Source organism: Sphingomonas sp. OV641 (genome assembly GCF_900109205.1).
GTDB lineage: Bacteria > Pseudomonadota > Alphaproteobacteria > Sphingomonadales > Sphingomonadaceae > Sphingomonas.
The window spans coordinates 408,283-426,567 of record NZ_FNZB01000002.1; the positions used below are offsets into that span (position 1 = coordinate 408,283).

General features: G+C 66.1%; 20 protein-coding genes. 12 read left to right on the forward strand and 8 right to left on the reverse strand.

Annotation, left to right across the window (positions count from 1 at the left end; genetic code table 11):
- Positions 1-11: 11 nt before the first annotated feature.
- From dnaQ to BMX36_RS12855, 5 genes are all read right to left on the reverse strand, one after another.
- Positions 12-698, reverse strand: coding sequence for a DNA polymerase III subunit epsilon (gene dnaQ, locus BMX36_RS12835; RefSeq protein ID WP_093066004.1), 687 nt, complete (start codon positions 696-698; stop codon positions 12-14).
- An 8-nt stretch (positions 699-706) separates the two neighbouring features.
- On the reverse strand, positions 707-1,300 hold the full coding sequence (gene coaE, locus BMX36_RS12840; protein WP_066778405.1) for a dephospho-CoA kinase: 594 nt from the start codon (positions 1,298-1,300) through the stop codon (positions 707-709).
- Positions 1,301-1,375: 75 nt separating this feature from the next.
- Positions 1,376-2,227: a shikimate dehydrogenase gene (gene aroE, locus BMX36_RS12845; protein ID WP_256210789.1), complete on the reverse strand. Its 852-nt coding sequence runs from the start codon at positions 2,225-2,227 to the stop codon at positions 1,376-1,378.
- A gap of 17 nt (positions 2,228-2,244) precedes the next feature.
- A complete protein-coding gene (locus BMX36_RS12850) occupies positions 2,245-2,835 on the reverse strand; it encodes a Maf family protein (RefSeq protein WP_093066008.1) in 591 nt (196 codons plus the stop codon).
- Positions 2,832-3,674, reverse strand: coding sequence for a pyruvate, water dikinase regulatory protein (locus BMX36_RS12855; RefSeq protein ID WP_066775590.1), 843 nt, complete (start codon positions 3,672-3,674; stop codon positions 2,832-2,834). Before BMX36_RS12855 ends, BMX36_RS12850 begins: the two co-directional genes overlap by 4 nt.
- Positions 3,675-3,955: 281 nt before the next feature.
- Between BMX36_RS12855 and hemE the strand changes: the two genes are divergently transcribed.
- From hemE to ribA, 7 genes are all read left to right on the forward strand, one after another.
- On the forward strand, positions 3,956-5,017 hold the full coding sequence (hemE, locus tag BMX36_RS12860) for a uroporphyrinogen decarboxylase (protein ID WP_093066010.1): 1,062 nt from the start codon (positions 3,956-3,958) through the stop codon (positions 5,015-5,017).
- Complete coding sequence (locus BMX36_RS12865) at positions 5,017-5,475, forward strand: CopD family protein (protein ID WP_093066012.1); 459 nt, start codon at positions 5,017-5,019, stop codon at positions 5,473-5,475. The genes hemE and BMX36_RS12865 overlap by 1 nt, the downstream gene beginning before the upstream one ends.
- 222 nt (positions 5,476-5,697) lie before the next feature.
- The gene (gene rho, locus BMX36_RS12870) at positions 5,698-6,954 is read left to right on the forward strand and encodes a transcription termination factor Rho (RefSeq protein ID WP_066775586.1); all 1,257 of its coding nucleotides are present in this window, start codon (positions 5,698-5,700) and stop codon (positions 6,952-6,954) included.
- A 217-nt stretch (positions 6,955-7,171) separates the two neighbouring features.
- Positions 7,172-7,900, forward strand: a complete 729-nt coding sequence (locus BMX36_RS12875) for a TerC family protein (RefSeq protein ID WP_066775602.1) — start codon at positions 7,172-7,174, stop codon at positions 7,898-7,900.
- 127 nt (positions 7,901-8,027) lie between these two features.
- The gene (locus BMX36_RS12880; RefSeq protein WP_093066014.1) at positions 8,028-8,636 is read left to right on the forward strand and encodes a LolA family protein; all 609 of its coding nucleotides are present in this window, start codon (positions 8,028-8,030) and stop codon (positions 8,634-8,636) included.
- 232 nt (positions 8,637-8,868) lie between these two features.
- Complete coding sequence (locus BMX36_RS12885; RefSeq protein WP_093066016.1) at positions 8,869-9,651, forward strand: exodeoxyribonuclease III; 783 nt, start codon at positions 8,869-8,871, stop codon at positions 9,649-9,651.
- Complete coding sequence (gene ribA, locus BMX36_RS22150; RefSeq protein WP_093066018.1) at positions 9,648-10,697, forward strand: GTP cyclohydrolase II; 1,050 nt, start codon at positions 9,648-9,650, stop codon at positions 10,695-10,697. Before BMX36_RS12885 ends, ribA begins: the two co-directional genes overlap by 4 nt.
- Before the next feature lie 90 nt (positions 10,698-10,787).
- On the opposite strand, the gene BMX36_RS12895 is transcribed toward ribA, so the two are convergent.
- Together BMX36_RS12895 and BMX36_RS12900 are read right to left on the reverse strand one after the other, a co-directional pair.
- Positions 10,788-11,453 (reverse strand): HAD family hydrolase, encoded by a 666-nt coding sequence (locus tag BMX36_RS12895; RefSeq protein ID WP_093066020.1) that lies wholly within the window; start codon positions 11,451-11,453, stop codon positions 10,788-10,790.
- Complete coding sequence (locus BMX36_RS12900) at positions 11,450-12,109, reverse strand: YggS family pyridoxal phosphate-dependent enzyme (RefSeq protein WP_093066022.1); 660 nt, start codon at positions 12,107-12,109, stop codon at positions 11,450-11,452. Before BMX36_RS12900 ends, BMX36_RS12895 begins: the two co-directional genes overlap by 4 nt.
- A gap of 58 nt (positions 12,110-12,167) precedes the next feature.
- Here BMX36_RS12900 and BMX36_RS12905 point away from each other — a divergent pair, with 58 nt between their 5' ends.
- Positions 12,168-12,659, forward strand: coding sequence for a thiamine phosphate synthase (locus BMX36_RS12905; RefSeq protein WP_256210790.1), 492 nt, complete (start codon positions 12,168-12,170; stop codon positions 12,657-12,659).
- A 55-nt stretch (positions 12,660-12,714) separates the two neighbouring features.
- Here BMX36_RS12905 and BMX36_RS12910 read toward each other — a convergent pair whose 3' ends face one another.
- Entirely contained in the window at positions 12,715-13,416 is a 702-nt protein-coding gene (locus tag BMX36_RS12910; protein ID WP_066775573.1) for a hypothetical protein, read from the reverse strand.
- Positions 13,417-13,644: 228 nt separating this feature from the next.
- On the opposite strand from BMX36_RS12910, the gene BMX36_RS12915 reads away from it, so the two are divergent.
- The 4 genes from BMX36_RS12915 to holA are packed head-to-tail and all read left to right on the forward strand — an operon-like array spanning position 13,645 to position 18,135.
- Positions 13,645-14,082: a DUF3576 domain-containing protein gene (locus tag BMX36_RS12915; protein ID WP_066775600.1), complete on the forward strand. Its 438-nt coding sequence runs from the start codon at positions 13,645-13,647 to the stop codon at positions 14,080-14,082.
- Positions 14,083-14,090: 8 nt separating this feature from the next.
- The gene (leuS, locus tag BMX36_RS12920; protein WP_093066024.1) at positions 14,091-16,613 is read left to right on the forward strand and encodes a leucine--tRNA ligase; all 2,523 of its coding nucleotides are present in this window, start codon (positions 14,091-14,093) and stop codon (positions 16,611-16,613) included.
- The gene (lptE, locus tag BMX36_RS12925; RefSeq protein WP_093066026.1) at positions 16,610-17,122 is read left to right on the forward strand and encodes an LPS assembly lipoprotein LptE; all 513 of its coding nucleotides are present in this window, start codon (positions 16,610-16,612) and stop codon (positions 17,120-17,122) included. Before leuS ends, lptE begins: the two co-directional genes overlap by 4 nt.
- On the forward strand, positions 17,119-18,135 hold the full coding sequence (gene holA / locus BMX36_RS12930; protein ID WP_093066028.1) for a DNA polymerase III subunit delta: 1,017 nt from the start codon (positions 17,119-17,121) through the stop codon (positions 18,133-18,135). Before lptE ends, holA begins: the two co-directional genes overlap by 4 nt.
- Positions 18,136-18,285: the final 150 nt, after the last annotated feature.

The window sequence follows — 18,285 nt, forward strand, 5'->3', positions numbered from 1 at the left end:
AGCGTTGGGCGTCAACCGGACGCCTCGGCCCCCCACAGTGGATTCTTCACTCTCGTCATGAACGCGGCGTGCGCACTAAGTTCCTCGTCATTGGGTGCGAAATGGCGTGGCGGACGGGCAACGCGCGGCGCCGCCACCTCCACCGTCACCTCTTCCACCACAATATCGCTGACGAGAGACAGGCCGATCTGGCGGCCGCCCATCAGCTCCACATAGACTTGCGCCAGCAATTGCGCGTCGAGCAACGCGCCGTGCAGCACCCGGTGCGACCGATCGATCCCGTAGCGCGAGCACAGCGCGTCCAGCGTCAGCTTCGCGCCGGGATGCCGCTGCTTGGCGATCGCCAGCGTGTCGACCATCCGGCTCATGCAAATGATGTCGCGCCCGCAGCGGCCAAGCTCCCCATTCAAGAAGCCAAAGTCGAAGGAGGCATTGTGCGCGATGAGCGGCGCATCACCGATGAAAGCGACCAGTTCTTCCGCTACCGCGTGGAACAAGGGCTTATCGGCGAGGAACGCGTCCGACAGGCCATGGATCGCGAAAGCGCCCGGCGGCATCGTCCGTTCCGGATGGAAATAGGCGTGAAACGTCCGCCCCGTCTCCACCCGGTTCACCAGCTCGACACAGCCGATCTCAACCATGCGGTCGTCGCCGAAGGTGAAGCCGGTGGTCTCGGTATCGAAAACGATCTCGCGCATTCGGGGGATTATCGGCTTTCCCCGGGCACGAGGCAAGCGATCACCCGGCGGACATGGGCGCGGGTTTCCTCCAGCGTCACATCGGTCGGAACCACGAAATCCGCCTGCGCGCGTTTCTGCGCGTCCGGCACTTGGCGAGCGATGATGGCGTCGAACTTGCCCTCGCTCATGCCCGGCCGCTGAAGCGTGCGGGCGCGCTGCACATCGGGCGCGGCGGAAACGACAACAACCTTGTCCATGGCGCGCTGGCCACCGGTTTCAAACAACAACGGCACATCGAATAGGACGACCGGGGCGGCGGCATGTTCCGCGAGAAAGGCGGCCCGTTCCTCTCCCACGGCCGGGTGAACGATCGCTTCCAGCGCTTTCATCGCCACGTCGTCGCCCAACACAGCCTCGGCTAGCGCGGTGCGGTTCACGCCGCCCTCTCCGGTGGTACCCGGAAAGCGCGCCTCGATCGCGGCAACCACACGGCCGGCCGGGCCCTGCAGCTTGTGCACCTCGGCGTCCGCATCAAAGACGGGGATGCCTTCCTCGGCGAACATTTTGGCGACGGTCGACTTGCCCATGCCGATCGAGCCGGTGAGCCCCACTTTGATCATTGCCCCTCCCTTGTTTTTCCCCGGTCGCTAAGTTTCCCCGCCGCCATGCTTCTCGGTCGCGGCCGGGACGACCGTTCAAGCGATCAGCAGTTCCCGCAAGTCGCCGTCATGTTCACGCGGCGCCGGCTGGCCGAAGAACAGCTCGAACGCAGCAGCGGCCTGCCCCACCAGCATCTCCAGGCCGTCGATCGTTTCCAGCCCGCGCGCCTCCGCCGCATCGAGCAGCGGCGTGTGCAGCGGCGCATAGACGATGTCATACACCATTGCCCCCGGCGGCAGCGGCAACAGATCGAGCTCGAGCGGCGGTTGCCCCGCCATGCCGAGCGCGCTGGTGTTTACCAGCAGCTTCGCCTCGGGAAGCCGCGCATTCAGCGGCAGCGCCTCGCCCTTCAGTCCGAACCGGCTCAGCAGCGCGGCGCCCTTCAGCGGCGAACGGTTGAGGATCGTGACCTTGCCGACATTCATGCGCGACAAGGCGAACAGCACCGCGCGCGCCGCGCCGCCGGCGCCGACGATGGCGACGGGCGCCCCGTCCAGGTCGAGATCGGCGATCGGGCCATAGAATCCGGCGGCATCGGTGTTGGTGCCGAAGAGGCCGCCTTCCTCGCGGCGGACTACCGTATTCATCGCCCCGATACTGTCGCGCACGCCGCCGGGATCCTCGACAAGATCGAGCATCGCCACCTTGTGCGGGATGGTGACGTTGCACCCGCGCCAATGCGGATCGGTACGGCGCTGTTCGATGAACGCGGGCAGATCCTCCGGCGCGACATGCGTGGCGCGGTAATCGGCGGCAATTCCAAGCTTTTCGAGCCAGAAGCCATGGATCAGCGGCGATTTCGAATGGCTGATCGGATCGCCGATCACCTCAGCATAGGGGCGGCCGGCTGCGGAGCCCGCGAAGGATGGTTGAGAAGCGTGTGACACCGGTGCCTCGTTTATCGTCATGCGCCCAGCACCTGCCGTTCGCGCAGATATCCGAGCAGCGGCAGCAATGGCATGCCGAGCACGGTGAACTGGCTGCCCTCGACCCGGCTGAACAATTGCACCCCCGGCCCTTCGATGCGGTAGCAGCCGACGCAGCCCGAAATCTCCGGCCATTCGGCATCGAGATACGCCTCGATGAAGCTGTCGGAGAGCGGGCGGACGAACATCCGCGCCCGATCGACATGGCGCCACACCGGGCGACCGGCTTCAGCGATCACCGCCGCGCTGACGAGATCGTGCCGCTTGCCCGACATCATCTCGAGGTGTTTCGCTGCCTCTTCTCGGTCGCGCGGCTTGGACAGGATCGTCCCGTCCTCCAGCACGGCGAGGCTGTCCGATCCAAGAACAAGCGCCTGGGGATTGCGGTGCGATACCTTCAGCGCCTTCAGCTCGGCCAGGGCATCGGCCAGATCGCGCGGGGCGATCGCGCCGAGCGACGCCTTGGCGGCTTCCTCGTCCACCATCGCCGGCTGCGCTTCGAACGGAACGCCGGCCGCCTCCAGCATGGCGCGGCGCGAGGCGGATTGCGAGGCAAGGATCAGCTTCATTGATCGATCACCAGGCCGGGATTGCCGCGACGCTCGTTGACGATCGAGATCACCGCCGCCGCGGTTTCCTCGATCGAGCGGCGGGTGACATCGATCACCGGCCAGCCATTGTCGGCGAACATCCGCCGGGCATATTGCAGTTCGCGCGTCACCGCCTCCTGATCAACATAGTCCGTTTCAGGGGCCTGGTTGAGCGACAGGAGGCGATTGCGCCTGATCTGGATCAGCCGGTCGGGGCTGGTGGTGAGGCCCACGATCAGCGGGTTCTGGAGCGAATAGAGCAGCGGCGGGGGCGGGCTTTCCACCACGATCGGGATGTTCGCGACCTTGAAGCCGCGATTGGCGAGATAAATGGACGTCGGCGTCTTGGATGAGCGCGATACGCCGGCGAGGACGATATCCGCCTCTTCCCATTCCTCCCACAGCACGCCGTCGTCATGCGCGATGGTGAACTGGATCGCATCGACGCGCGCGAAATAGGCGGCGTCCAGCACGTGCTGGCGCCCCGGCTTGTTCTTTGCCTGCTGCCCCAGCAGCGCGGACAAAGCGTCGTTCACGGGATCGAGCGGCGCCACCATCGGCAGGCCAAGCGCCTGGCACCGCTGCTCCAGCGCATCGCGCGTGGCGGCATTCACCAGCGTATAGATCACCAGCCCCGGGTTCTGCGCGATCTCCTGGAGAATGCGATCGAGATGCGCCTCCGTGCGCACCATGGGCCAGAAATGCCGCACCGTTTCGACATTGTCATATTGGGCGAGCGCCGCCTTGGCGATGTTCTCCAGCGTTTCTCCGGTGGAGTCCGACAGGAGGTGCAGGTGCAGCTTCACCGTCACGGGCATGAACCTGTGGATAACATGGGGATAACCGCTAGCGTAACCTGCGCGAGCGGCCAAGCCGCCGTGCGCACCGTGGAAAACTCATCAGTCATCCACAATTAAATCCACCGGCGGCGATTCTATCCACAGGCTGTGAGAATCGTGGATGGGTGAATCGAATCCGCGGGAGTCTGCGGCTCCGCCAGCGTCAAGCTGTTGGCAATCCGGGGATGAACGCATAAGCCCCGCAACCAACGCGCCTACATCATCACACAACCATCAGACTCTTTCTTTTGAGAAGAAGCATGGACGCCCCAACCGATTCAAAACCACTGCTGGGCGTTCTGAAAGGTCGCAAAAGCGCCCGCCCGCCGATGTGGTTCATGCGGCAGGCGGGGCGGTACCTCCCTGAATATCGCGCGCTCCGGGCCGAAAAGGGTGGATTCCTTGCGCTCGCGACCGATCCGGAGGCCGCAGCGGAAGTGACTCTACAGCCGATCCGCCGCTTCGGCTTTGACGGCGCGATCCTCTTTTCCGACATCCTGATGGTGCCTTGGGCGATGGGACAGGACCTGACCTTCGGACCGGGCGAGGGGCCCCGGCTCGCTCCGCGCCTGCTCGACCAGCATCTCGCCGGGCTGCAACCGGTGCGCGGGCGGCTCGATCCGGTCTATGCCACGGTGCGGCGGGTGGCGGCGGCGCTGCCGGCGCAGACCACGTTCCTGGGGTTCGCCGGCTCCCCCTGGACCGTCGCGACCTATATGGTGGCGGGGCAGGGGAGCCGTGATCAGGCCGAAACGCGCGGCCTCGCCTATCGCGATCCGGCTGCCTTTGCCGAAATCATCCAGGCGATCGTGACGCTGACGGTGGAGTATCTGTCCGGGCAGATCGAGGCCGGGGTCGAGGCGGTGCAATTGTTCGATAGCTGGGCGGGCACGCTGTCGCCGGCGCAGTTCGAACGCTGGGTGATCGCCCCCAATGCGGCCATCGTGGCCGCGCTGAAAGAACGGCACCCCGATGTGCCGGTGATCGGCTTTCCCAAGGGGGCAGGGGGCAAATTGCCCGCTTATGCCCGCGAAACCGGTGTCGATGCGCTTGGGCTGGACGAGACGGTCGACCCCGTCTGGGCGGATTCCGTGCTGCCAAAGGGCCTACCGGTGCAGGGCAACCTCGATCCGCTGGCGCTGATCGCCGGCGGCGCGGCGCTGGACGGCGCGATCGACCGCATTCTTGCCGCTCTTGGCGAGCGGCCGCATGTCTTCAATCTCGGCCACGGCATCGACCAGCACACGCCGATCGCGCATGTCGAACAGGCGATCGCCCGCGTCCGTTCAGGACCAGTGACCGCAATGGGAGGGCAGGGGTGATGGGCGCCGGGTTCCTGGGCGCGGCCTATCTTTGGGTGAAGGCCGCGCACATCATCTTCGTGATCTTCTGGATGGCGGGCATGTTCATTCTGCCGCGCTATCTGGTGCATCACCAGGAGGGGCTGGGCGATCCCGCCGATGCGGCGCGGTGGATCACGCGTGAGGCGAAGCTGCGGCGCATCATCCTGACGCCGGCGATGATCGCGGTCTGGGTGATCGGGCTGGTGCTGGCGGTGAATGCCGGGCTGCTGGCGGGCATTCAGGGCCTGGCGTGGCTGCACGCAAAGCTTTTCGTGGTGTTCCTGCTCTCGGGCTATCACGGCTGGGCGGTCGGCTATTCGAAGAAGCTGGCGAGGGGGCAAGCGACGCTGAGCAACCGCGGCCTTCGGATGATCAACGAAGTGCCCGCCCTGGCAGTGACGATCATCGTGATCCTGGCGGTGGTGAAGCCCTTCTAACCAAGCCGCCGCTCCGGTCCTGAGTCGGGGCCGCGCCACCCCCGCCCGGCGCGGGCCATCGGCCTTGCGGCAACGGGCAGCTTGACTATCCCCGGCCTCGCTCCTACGTCGCCCTCACGGCGCGACCTCTCGGCTGCGCTGCCTCCTGTCAGTCTCGTTGCCGCGCGAATAGCTTCCGCCAACCGGGCTTCTCCCCCCACCGATCCTCATCGGACACACGATATGCATCTCAAGGACCTCAAGAAGAAAGCTCCGGCGGAACTGGTCCAGCTGGCCGAAGAGCTCGGCGTCGAGGGCGCCTCCACGCTGCGCAAGCAGGATCTGATGTTCGCCATCCTCAAGGTTCAGGCCGAGGAAGGCGAGCAGATCATGGGCGAGGGCACGATCGAGGTCCTGCCCGACGGCTTCGGCTTCCTGCGCTCTCCCGAGGCGAATTACCTCGCCGGTCCGGACGACATCTATGTGTCGCCGAACCAGGTCCGCAAGCATGGCCTGCGCACTGGCGATACGGTTGAGGGCGAGATCCGCGGGCCGAAGGACGGCGAACGCTATTTCGCGCTGACCAAGCTGGTTCGCGTCAACTTCGACGATCCCGACGCCGTGCGTCACCGTGTAAACTTCGACAATCTGACGCCGCTCTACCCTGACGAGCGGCTGAAGATGGAGATCGAGGATCCGACCGCGAAGGACAAGACGGGCCGGGTGCTCGATCTCGTCTCGCCGATCGGCAAGGGCCAGCGCTGCCTGATCGTCGCCCCGCCGCGCGTCGGCAAGACGGTGATGATGCAGAATATCGCGCGGGCGATCTCTGCCAACCATCCCGAAGTGTTCCTGCTGGTGCTGCTGATCGACGAGCGGCCCGAGGAAGTCACCGACATGCAGCGCACGGTGAACGGCGAGGTCGTTTCCTCGACCTTCGACGAGCCGGCGACGCGGCACGTGCAGGTGGCCGAGATGGTGATCGAAAAGGCCAAGCGCCTCGTCGAGCACAAGAAGGACGTGGTGATCCTGCTGGACAACATCACCCGCCTGGGCCGCGCCTACAACACCGTCGTACCCTCGTCGGGCAAGGTGCTGACCGGCGGTGTCGACGCCAACGCGCTGCAGCGGCCGAAGCGCTTCTTCGGCGCGGCGCGCAACATCGAGGAAGGCGGCAGCCTCACGATCATCTCGACCTCGCTGATCGATACCGGCAGCCGCATGGACGAGGTGATCTTCGAAGAGTTCAAGGGCACCGGCAACGCGGAAATCGTGCTCGACCGCAAGGTGTCGGACAAGCGCATCTTCCCGGCGATCGACGTTTCCAAGAGCGGCACGCGCAAGGAAGAGCTGCTGGTGGAGAAGGACAAGCTCAGCAAGATGTGGGTGCTGCGCCGCATCCTGATGCAGATGGGCACCGTCGATGCGATGGAATTCCTGCTCGGCAAGATGAAGGATTCCAAGACCAACGAGGATTTCTTCGCCAGCATGAATCAGTAAGCGGGTGGGGCGGCGGCGCGGCCTTGCCCGCGCCGCTGCCGCCTGTCTTGCACGTGTCTGCCGTCATCGTGTCGCGGCAGGACATTTGCTTAAGGCCGAGCCGTCGTCGGCGTGTGTCAGCACGCTGGCGCAGGGCGGCTAACCTCGGTATCGAACCTGCAACCGGATCGGCCCTGTCGCCGTTCGATGTCCAGATACCCAGGAGCGTTGACCGTTGATCCTTACCCTGCTCGCCCAAGCTGCCGCCGCCATCCAGGGCCCCGGCTCGCTGGGTGACATCTGGCACAATATCGTCGCGGATTTCTCCAACCTGTCCGAGCCGGCCGCGCTGGCGGCATTCGGCCAGGTGCTGATGATCGATCTGGTTCTCGCCGGAGACAATGCGGTGGTCGTCGGGGCGCTTGCCGCCGGCCTGCCGACCGATCAGCGCAAGAAGGTGATCCTGATCGGCATCATCGCGGCGCTGGTGCTGCGGATCTTCTTCGCGCTGATCGTCACCTGGCTGATGGGCATCGTCGGCCTGATCTTCGCTGGCGGCCTGCTGCTGCTCTGGGTGAGCTGGAAGTTCTGGCGCGAATTGCGCGCCCATTCCCATGCGAACGTGGGTTCGGAAGAGATCCACGGCGACGAGCAGTCGGGCCTCTCCCCGGCACGCTCCTTTGCCGGCGCGGCCTGGGCTGTGGCGATCGCGGACGTGTCGATGAGCCTCGACAATGTGCTGGCGGTGGCTGGCGCGGCGCGCGAGCACCCCGGCATTCTGGTGGTCGGCCTCATTCTGTCGGTGGCGCTGATGGGCCTGGCCGCGAACCTGATCGCGCGGGTGATCGGTCGCTATCGCTGGATCGCCTATATCGGTCTTGCGGTGATCATCTTCGTGGCCTTCAAGATGATCTATGAAGGCTGGATCGGCACTGGTGAGACAGTGGGGCTCAACACCCTTTTCTGACGTGAACGGCGCGGTGTGCGCCTGGCGTACCCCGCTGCCGCGACAGCGCTGGCGGGGAACCAGGAAGGGTTCACCACGCGTTCAACCCGTCCTGGCCAGAAGCCAGGCCATGCCCAACGGGAGAGCCATGTTGAGAAGTTTCGTGCCAATCGCCGCCGCGATCGTGATCGCTGCGCCGGCGGCGGCGCAATCGGGTGACCTGGCCCTGGTCCAGAACCACCTGCGCGCCGTCAACACGATGACCGCCGATTTCACGCAGACCGATCGCGCCGGAAAGACGCTGACGGGAACGCTGTCGCTCAAGAAGCCGGGCAAGATCCGCTTCCAATATGAAAAGGGCGTGCCGATCCTGGTGGTTGGGGATGGCAAGGCGCTGACCTTTATCGACTATTCGGTGCGCCAGGTGCAGCGTTGGCCGATCACCAATTCACCGCTGGGCGTGCTGATCAACCCGGATCGTGACATCGCCCGCTATGCCAAGGTGATCCCCAGCGGCGATTCGCGCGTGCTGTCGGTGGAGGGCTACGATCCAAAGCATCCCGAATATGGTCGCATCACCATGGTGTTCGCGCGGGAAGGCGGCGCACCGGGCGGGTTGATGCTGCAGGGCTGGGTAACGCTGGACAGCCAGGGCAATCGGACGACCATCCGGCTCGACAATCAGCGGTTCAACGTGCCGGTGAGCGACGGAACGTTCCGTTGGAACGATCCGCGGAGAAACGGAACGCGCAACTGAACGGTTCACAACCGGTTTGTTCATCCAGGCGACAGGAAAGGGCCGCTATTGCCCCGAATGCGGATGTGGGGCGGTTCAGGATTTTCCCCCTGTTGCCTGAACGATGTTCCACTCCCCCCTGCGTGACGAACGCCAGGTCGGCCCTCGCTCCAAGCCCCCGGAGCGAGGGCCTTTCCTTCTCCGGCGCATATGATGATTGCCGTTGCCGCGTTGCCCCCGCTAAAGCGCGCGGGTGAAGATCGTCAGCTGGAACATCAATTCGGTCCGTTTCCGCATCGCCATCGTTGAGCAGTTCCTGCGCGAGGCTCAGCCGGACATCCTGTGCCTGCAGGAGACCAAGGTCATCGACGCCGACTTCCCGGCCGAGGCCTTTCGTCAGCTCGGCTACCAGCACATCCTGCTTCATGGCCAGCGGATGCATCATGGCGTGGCGATCATCAGCCGCGTGCCGATCACCGAGGACGACCGGCTGGATTGGCAGGCCAATCGCGAGGCGCGGCATATCGGCGTGCGGCTGGAAAACGGCGTCAGGCTGGAGAATGTCTATGTTCCGGCCGGCGGCGACGTGCCCGATCGCGAGGCGAACCCGAAGTTTGGGCAGAAGCTCGATTTCGTGCAGCGCATGACCGAATGGTCCGAGGCGCTCGACTGCCCGACGATCCTGACCGGCGACTTCAACATCGCGCCGCTGCCCAGCGACGTATGGAGCCACAAGGCGCTGCTGAAGGTCGTCAGCCATACGCCGATCGAGGTGGAGGCGCTGGACCGGCTGAAGGCGTCCAACGACTGGGTCGATCTCGGCCGGCATTTTCACCCAGCGCCCGCACGGCTCCATACCTGGTGGAGCTATCGCTCGCCGGACTGGACGAAGAATGATCGCGGGCGGCGACTGGATCACATGTGGGCCACGGGGAATGTGGCGAAGGCGGCGCAATCCCACCATGTGTACGAGGCGTGCCGCAGCTGGCTGAAGCCATCCGATCACGTCCCGATCATGACGGAGTTCGCCTTTTGACCGATCCGCGCCAGACCGCCCGAGCGATCGACGCATTGCGCCGCGGCTGGCCGATCCGCATCGGCGCGCTGGCGCTGCTGCCGATCGAGACGGCCGATCCGGTGCGGCTGGATGCGTTCGATCCCGAGCGGCAGGCGCCGGTTCTGCTATCCGCCGGCCGGGCCGAGACGCTGAAGCTGGCCAACCAGCTCGAGGCGGCGGTGCCCGACGCGCCGGTGCTGGTGGACCGGGCGCCTTGGATCGATTTCGCGACGGCGACCGCACTGGCGGATCCGCAGCTCGACCTCGCGACGCCGCTGAAGGGACCGTTTCGCGCCATCGCCGTGACGGCGCGCGATGATGCCGCGGCGGCGCTTCGGCTGGCGCGCATCGCGGGCATGTTACCGGCCTTCTTCGTTCTGGAGGGCGGTGCCGCCGATGTCACCTTGTCATCGGCCGAGATCGACGCGCACGAGGATGCTGTTCGGCTGACCATAGCCGCGCGTGCGCGGTTGCCGGTCGCCCATGCCGAAGATGCCGAAATCGTGGCGTTCCGGACGCCGGAAGGGCCGGGCGAGCATGTCGCCTTGCTGATTGGCACCCCGCAGGGAGAGCCGCCGCTGGTGCGCCTGCACAGCGAATGCCTGACCGGGGATGCGCTGGGCAGCCTCAAATGCGATTGCGGGCCACAGCTGGATGCGGCGCTGAAGGCGATTGCCAAATCGGGGTGGGGCATCCTGTTGTATCTTCGCCAGGAAGGGCGGGGGATTGGTCTGGTCAACAAGCTGCGCGCCTATGCGCTCCAGGATCAGGGCTTCGACACGGTGGACGCCAATACGCGGCTCGGCTTCGCAATCGATGCGCGCGATTTCGGCGTCGCGGCGCGGATGCTCGATTTGCTCGGGCAGCGCGAGATCCGGCTGTTGACCAACAATCCGGGCAAGGTGGCCGGGTTGGAAGCGCGTGGCATCACCGTCACGGAACGGGTGCCGCACTTCCTGCCGACAAACCCGCACAACGAACAATATCTCGCCACCAAGCGCGACCGCACCGGGCATCAGCTATAAGCGTGTCCGTCCTGAGCTTGTGGAACGCACGTTCTTCGGCAGGCTTGAGGCGAACGAAGAAGATCGTTCACGCCGATCAGCGGCGGGGCGTCAGACCTGCAACAGCCGCCTGACCTCATCGAAGTCATGCGCGATCGCGTGGACGCCGATCTCGCGCAGCCTCGCGTCATGGCCAGGCGTGCAGTGCAGCCCCGCGCACAGGCCGATGACATGCCCGCCGCTCGCCACCGCGCCAGTCGCGCCAACCGGTGAATCCTCGAGGATCGCGCACCGCTCGATCGAAACGCCGAGCTGGCGCGCGCCATACAGGTACAAATCCGGCGCTGGCTTCCCCCGAGTGACATGCTCCGCACCCGAATAGATGTGGTCGCCGAACACGTCCGACAGGCCGAGATGCGCAAGATGCGTGCTGATCCAGCGCGTCGAGCTGGAGGAGACGACCGCCTTGGGCAGATCGGCGGGCAGGCTGCGGACAAAGGCGATCGCGCCGGCGACTTCCTCGACCCCCTCGGCCAGCACGCGCTCGTTCTCCGCCATGCGCGCCTCGCTCCAGTCGTCGGGCAGCGGCCCACCGATGAAGGATTCCACCCGATCGAGGAAGTCGCGGCCGGACAGACCCATGAAATTGGCCATGGACTGCTCCGGCGTGATCGGATGCCCGCGCTCGGTGAGGAAGTCGGCAATGTGCTTGTTGCCGAGATACTCGCTTTCGATCAGCACTCCGTCGAAATCGAACAGCAACGCGTCGAACTTCATGCGCGGGCTCCGAACAGCGCTGAGCCGATGCGCACATGCGTGGCGCCGATCATCACCGCGGTCTCGAAATCGTCCGACATGCCCATGCTGAGCCCGCCGATGCCTTCGTCACGCGCGAGCTTCGCCAGTAGCGCGAAATAGGGCGCGGCCTCCACCTCCGCAGGCGGCAGGCACATCAGCCCCGCCACCGGCAGGTCGGCACTGCGCGCTTCCGCCAAGAGCGCGGGCAGGTCAGCGATCGCGCAGCCGCCCTTCTGCGCTTCCTCACCAATGTTCACCTGGATGAAGCAGGCGGGGCGACGATCTTGCGCGTCCATCGCCTTGGCCAGCGCGGTGATGAGCGAGGACCGGTCCACCGCGTGGATGGCATCGGCCATCGCGACCGCATCGCTCGCCTTGTTGGATTGCAGCTGACCGATCAGGTGCAGCCGCGCGTCCGGATATTTCTCACGCAGGGCAGGCCATTTGGCCTCCGCCTCCTGCACGCGGTTCTCCCCGAAGTCGCGGTGGCCGGCGGCGAGCAGGGGCTCGATCGCATCGGCAGGGTGCGTCTTCGATACGGCGATCAGGGTAATGGCGGCAGCATCGCGCCGCGCCAGCTTGGCGGCATGGGCGATGCGCCCGCGGATGGCATCAAGGCGGTCGTCGGCTTGCATCGGCGGGGCTATACGGGTGGCGATGCCGCGCCGCCACCCTGTCCCGACGCTATGGTTGATGACGGACGAGCGCATGGGGGATGATCTGTGGCGCGCGGTGCGCCGATTGCCGCGGGGTGGAGGAATCGTCTTCCGGCATCACGCGACAGCGCTTCCCGAGCGCCGGCGGTTGTTCGCCCGATTGCTGCGCTTGGCGCGTTCGCGCGGGCTGATCCTGATCCGCGCGGGCGATGTACCGCTGGCGGGGGAAATGGGCGTCCATCGCGCGCCCGGACCGGGAATGACGACCTGGCCGGTGCATGACGTGCGCGAGGCCCGGCGCGCCCGGCAGGCGAGGGCAAGCACGGCATTCATCTCGCCCGTCTTCGCGACGCGATCACACCCCGGTGCCGACAGCCTGGGGCGACGCCGAGCAAGGCGGCTGGCGCTGATGCTGCCGATGACGCGAATCGCGCTAGGCGGCATGGACGCGCGACGATTTCGGACAATGCCGGGCTTTGACGGCTGGGCAGCCATCGATGCGTGGCTTCCACCGAACAGCCGCGCGTGATGGGATCAGGAGATCAGCTCTGCGGCGCATATGATAGCGCACCGCAAAGCGCCGCTTAGAAGCGGAACGCCGTTCCTACGTACACCGCCTGGCTGTCACGGCGATCGTCGCTGAAGCGCGCGAGGCGTTCACGTTCGGACTTGTAGCGCATGCCCGCGGTCAGATCGATGTTCCGGGTGAGCGAGTAGGAACCGCCCACGTCCAGCGAATAGCTGGGCCCATCCTCCACCAGCTTGGGCGCACCGGGAAGTGCGCGATCGGCCCCGGCCTGAACCCGACCGGTGAAGCGCGGCAGAGAGTAGCTGACCGCGACATCGGCAGCCTCACGCCCGCCGGGCTGACCGGCCAGGTCGATCTTCGCCACGTCGCCGGTTACTGCGAAGCGCTTCCACCCGACCGAAACGCCCAGATTGTAGGCGACCGGCACCAGGCCGACCGTCGGCGCAACGGCGGCGGCGCGGCCGGCATCGGCGATCTGGCTGGAGCGGGCACGAACGGCGACCGTTACCGGCCGGTTGCCCTGGCGATTCTCCGAAGGCGTGAAGCGGAACTCGCTTGCGCCGAGCCCGCTGCGGGCGAATGCCGCCGCCAGCCGCGGATCTGCCGCAGCAGGGGTGAATCCGCCCAGCGCCCGCGATGCGACAGGCCGCTTGGTCGCTACCCGGTCCGGCTCGGAGGCGCCAATGGCAGGCGCAATGGCAATCGCCGCGGCAATCGCCACGACAGAACCGCCAAAAAGCGCACGTACCGCGTCCACAGAATCCCTCCGACCCTTGGAAACGCACCTAGCACGATTCGTTCGCGCCTCGCCACGTGCATGTGTTGCTTTTGGCGGAGGTGTTGCATGCTTTCCACAATAGCGAAGCCGCTAACCATGTTCGCGGTTCCACTGGACCGGCGGCAGCAGCCCTCCACCGCGAACTTGCGAGCATAGGCCATGCTCTATAGAGGTCAGGACCACGATTTTTCCATCAGGACGATGCCGATGTTCCGCCCGTTGCGTTCCGCGCTGGTCGTTAGCGCTGCCCTTGCCGTTGCTGCCTGTGGTGGTGGCCAGAAGCGGCCGGAGGCGGATCTCGCCGCCAGCCGTATCACCACCATCGGGGTGAACAGCTATCTGTGGCGTGCCTCGCTTGACACGCTCAGCTTCATGCCGCTGCTACAGACCGATTCCAACGGCGGCGTCATCGTCACCGACTGGTATGTGAACCCGCAGACGCCGACCGAGCGGATGAAGGTGACCGTTACGATCCTCGATCAGGATCTGCGCGCCGACGCCGTGCGCGTCGCTGCGCTGCGTGAGGTGAACCAGGCTGGCCAGTGGGTGAGCGCGCCGGTCGCTGCCGCCACGACGCAGAAGATGGAAGACATCATCCTGACCCGCGCGCGCGATCTGCGCCGCGCGTCGTCGGCTTCCAACTGAGCCCAGGCATGAGCCCCAGCAACGGCCAACGTTTCAACGCGCTCGCCGCCGATGCCCGCTGGCAGCGGGTATGGGACGAGCGCGCCACCTTCGCCGCGGACGACCATTCGCCCAAGCCCAAGAGCTACGTGCTCGAGATGTTCCCCTATCCCTCGGGGCGCATCCACATGGGGCATGTGCGCAATTACACCATGGGCGACGTGCTGGCGCGCTTCCGCCGGATGAATGGCATGGAAGTGCTCCACCCAATGGGGTGGGACGCGTTCGGCATGCCGGCCGAGAATGCCGCGATGGAGAAGGGCGTCCACCCCGGCGGCTGGACGCGCGACAATATCGCCACGATGAAGGCGCAGCTGAAGCGGCTGGGCTTCGCGCTGGACTGGACGCGCGAATTCGCGACCTGCGATCCCGAATATTACGGGCATGAGCAGGCGCTGTTCCTGAAATTCTACGAGGCGGGGCTCGTCTATCGCCGCGAAAGCGCGGTGAACTGGGATCCGGTCGACATGACCGTGCTCGCCAATGAGCAGGTGATCGACGGGCGTGGCTGGCGTTCGGGCGCTTTGGTCGAGAAGCGCAAGCTGAACCAGTGGTTCCTGAAGATCACCGCCTTCGCCGACGACCTGCTGTCGGGGCTGGGCGAGTTGAAGAACTGGCCGGACAAGGTCCGCCTGATGCAGGAAAACTGGATCGGGAAGAGCCAGGGGCTGACCTTCCGTTTCGCGCTTGGCGATGCGGCCGGCACGAACGAGGGCGTGGTTGAGGTCTATACCACCCGCCCCGACACGATCTTCGGCGCGAGCTTCGTCGCGGTGGCGGCGGATCATCCGCTGGCGCAGCGCGTGGCGGCTGACGATCCCGCGGCGCAGGCGTTCATCGAGGAATGCCGTCGCGGCGGCACGACTGCGGCCGAGCTGGAGACGCAGGAGAAGCAGGGGTTCGACACCGGGCTAAAGGCCACGCATCCGTTCGATCCGTCGCTTCAGCTGCCGGTCTACATCGCGAACTTCGTGCTGATGGATTATGGCGTCGGCGCGGTGTTCGGCGTGCCGGCGCATGACCAGCGCGATTTCGAATTCGCTACGAAATACGCACTGCCGATCCGCCGCGTCGTCTCCGACGGGCCGAAGGATGCGCCCGAGTTCGCCGAGGGCGAGGCCTATACCGGGCCGGGCACGCTGGTGAATTCGCACTTCCTCGACGGGATGGACGTGGAGGACGCCAAGCGCGAGGTGATCCTGCGCGCCGAGGCAGGCGGCTGGGGTGAGGGCACCACGGTGTTCCGCCTGCGCGACTGGGGCGTCAGCCGCCAGCGTTACTGGGGCACGCCGATCCCGATCATCCATTGCGACGCCTGTGGCGCGGTGCCGGTGCCGGGCGACCAGCTGCCGGTGAAACTGCCCGAGGACGTGAGCTTTGCGACGCCGGGCAACCCGCTCGATCGCCACCCCACGTGGAAGCACGTCGATTGCCCGTCCTGCGGCAAGCCAGCGGTGCGCGAGACCGACACGCTCGATACGTTTGCGGATTCGTCCTGGTATTTCATCCGCTTCGCCAGCCAGCCGAGCGACAAGCCGTTCGATCGTGCGGTGGCCGAGCAATGGCTGCCGGTGAATCAATATATCGGCGGGGTGGAGCATGCGATCCTCCACCTGCTCTACGCGCGTTTCTGGACGCGCGCGCTGAAGGCGGTGGACCTCATCGATGTCGCGGAGCCGTTTGCCGGCCTGTTCACGCAGGGCATGGTGACGCACGAGACGTACAAATCGTCTGACGGTCGCTGGCTCTCGCCGGGCGAGATCGAGGATGGCGTCGAGACGGCAACCGGCCAGCCAGTGACGGTCGGCCGCATCGAGAAGATGTCCAAGTCGAAGAAGAACACGATCGATCCCGAACCGATCGTGGATCAATATGGCGCGGATGCGGTGCGCTGGTTCATGCTCTCCGACTCGCCGCCCGAGCGCGACCTGGAGTGGAGCGAGAACGGTATCGAGGGCGCGTGGCGCTTCGTGCAGCGGCTGTGGCGGCTGATCGGCGACGATAGGACTGGTGAGGGCGAGGACATTGCTCTGCGCAAGGTGGCGCATCGCACCGTCAAGGGCGTCGCCGAGGCGATCGAGGGGCTGCAGTTCAACAAGGCCGTGGCGCTGATCTACACGCTCGCCAACGCGATCGAGAAGGCGCAGCCGTCCGCGGATCGCACGGCGGCGCTCGGTACGTTGCTGCGGCTCGTCGCGCCGATGGTGCCGCATCTCGCCGAGGAAGCCTGGGCGGCGCAGGGGCATGAGGGGCTGGTCGCGGACGCCGATTGGCCCGTCGTGGACCCCGCGATGCTGGTGGACGACGAAGTCACCGTCGCCGTGCAGGTCAATGGCAAGCTGCGCGACACGCTGGTGATGCCAAAGGGCGTCGCGCGCGAAGTCGCCGAAGCGCAGGCGCTGGCCTTGGACAAGGTGATCCGCGTGCTGGAGGGCAAGGCCCCCAAGAAGGTGATCGTGGTGCCTGATCGACTGGTGAACATCGTCGCATGAAGCGGCGCCTCGCCCTCGCCGCCGGCGCCGCCGCCCTGTTGACGCTGGGCGGGTGCGGGCTGAAGCCGCTCTATTCGGGTGGCGGCTCTGGCGCCGTCGCCAGCGCGCTTGGCCAGGTCGAGGTGGCGCCGATCGAGGGCAAGGCGGGGTGGCTGGTCACCAATGCGCTTCGCGATCGCCTGGGCGCCGTTCCGGCGGGCCAGACAGCGCGCTACCGGCTGGAGATCAAGCTGGATGACGAGATCACCGGCCTCGCCATCCGGCGCGATGATTCGGTGGCGCGCGAGCGGCGGACGTTGCGGGCGCGCTATCAACTGGTCGAGCTGGATCGGAACGGTGTGGTGCTGGACGCGACGGCAGGGTCCGATGCGGGAATCGACGTGGTCGGGTCCGATTACGCCACAATCGCGGCCGAAAGCACCGCGCTGGAGCGGCTCTCAGAGCGCGTCGCAGACCAGATCCTGATGCGCCTCGCGGTTTATCTGGGGCGTACGCCCACCGCCCCATGAAGGCGACGGAAGCCCGCCTGAAGGCGGCGCTGGACCGGCCGCCTGCCGATATCCGGCTATACCTGCTGTTCGGCCCTGACGAAGCCGGTGCCTTGGCGCTTGCCGATCGTCTGCCTCGTGCGCTCGGCACGGACGCGGAAAGGGTCGATCTGGAAGGCGCTGCCTTGCGCGGGGATCCGGCACGGCTTGCGGATGAGGCCGCCTCGCTGTCACTGTTCGGGACGTCGCGGCACATCCGGGTCACGGCCGCCGGCGATGAGAGCCTCGCGGCCGTGACTGCGTTGCTCGAAGCGGATCAAGCGGGCAATCCGGTGGTGATGATCGCGCCATCGCTGAAGGCGACATCCAAGGTGGCGAAGCTCGCGCTCGACTCTCCGCTCGCGCTGGCGCTTGCCTGTTATGTCCCCGGCGGTGATCAGCTTGAAGGCATCGCAAACGAAATTGCGCGTGAGAATGGCCTGCGGCTGGGCGCCGGGGTGGCACGGCGCCTCGCGCAGGCCGGCGGCGGCGATCGCGCGGTGATGACGCGCGAGATCGAGAAGCTGGCCTTGTACCTCGACGCCGCCGTTGATCGTCAGAAGGAATGCGATCTCGATGCGCTGGATGCGGTCGGCGCGGATCTGGGCGATGCGGAAACAGGTGACGTGATCAACGCGATCATCGGCGCCGAACCTGCCGTTCTGGGCGAGGCGCTTCGGCGCTTCGACGAGGCGGGAACCTCGCCGGTGCCCTGGCTGCGCGCGCTCGCTCGGCGGCTGGCAGCGCTCGCTGAGATGAAGGGCGAAGTGGTGAATGGCGGCGATATCGCCGGCGTCATGAAGCGGCACCGCGTCTTCTTCAAGGAAGAGGCCGCGACATCTGCTGCCCTGCGTCGCTGGTCGCCACAGGCGCTGTCACGCGCGCTGGCACTGGTCCGCGCGGCCGAACGCGATGTGATGGCCGGATCAGGGGGCGCAGGCGACGTGCTGGCCGCGCAGGCGATGATGGAGCTCGCCGTCAAGCTCCGCCGCTGAGGCGAAGCGCAATCAAGGTTGCGCTTCGGATTTCGCCCTCTGGTCAGCCTCTGCATCGTGAAGTGAGATCCTGCTTCGTAACGCCGGACAGGTTCAGGCAGCGGGGGGCCGCAAATCTCAAGCTGTCCTGTGCGCGGACAATCGCATCTC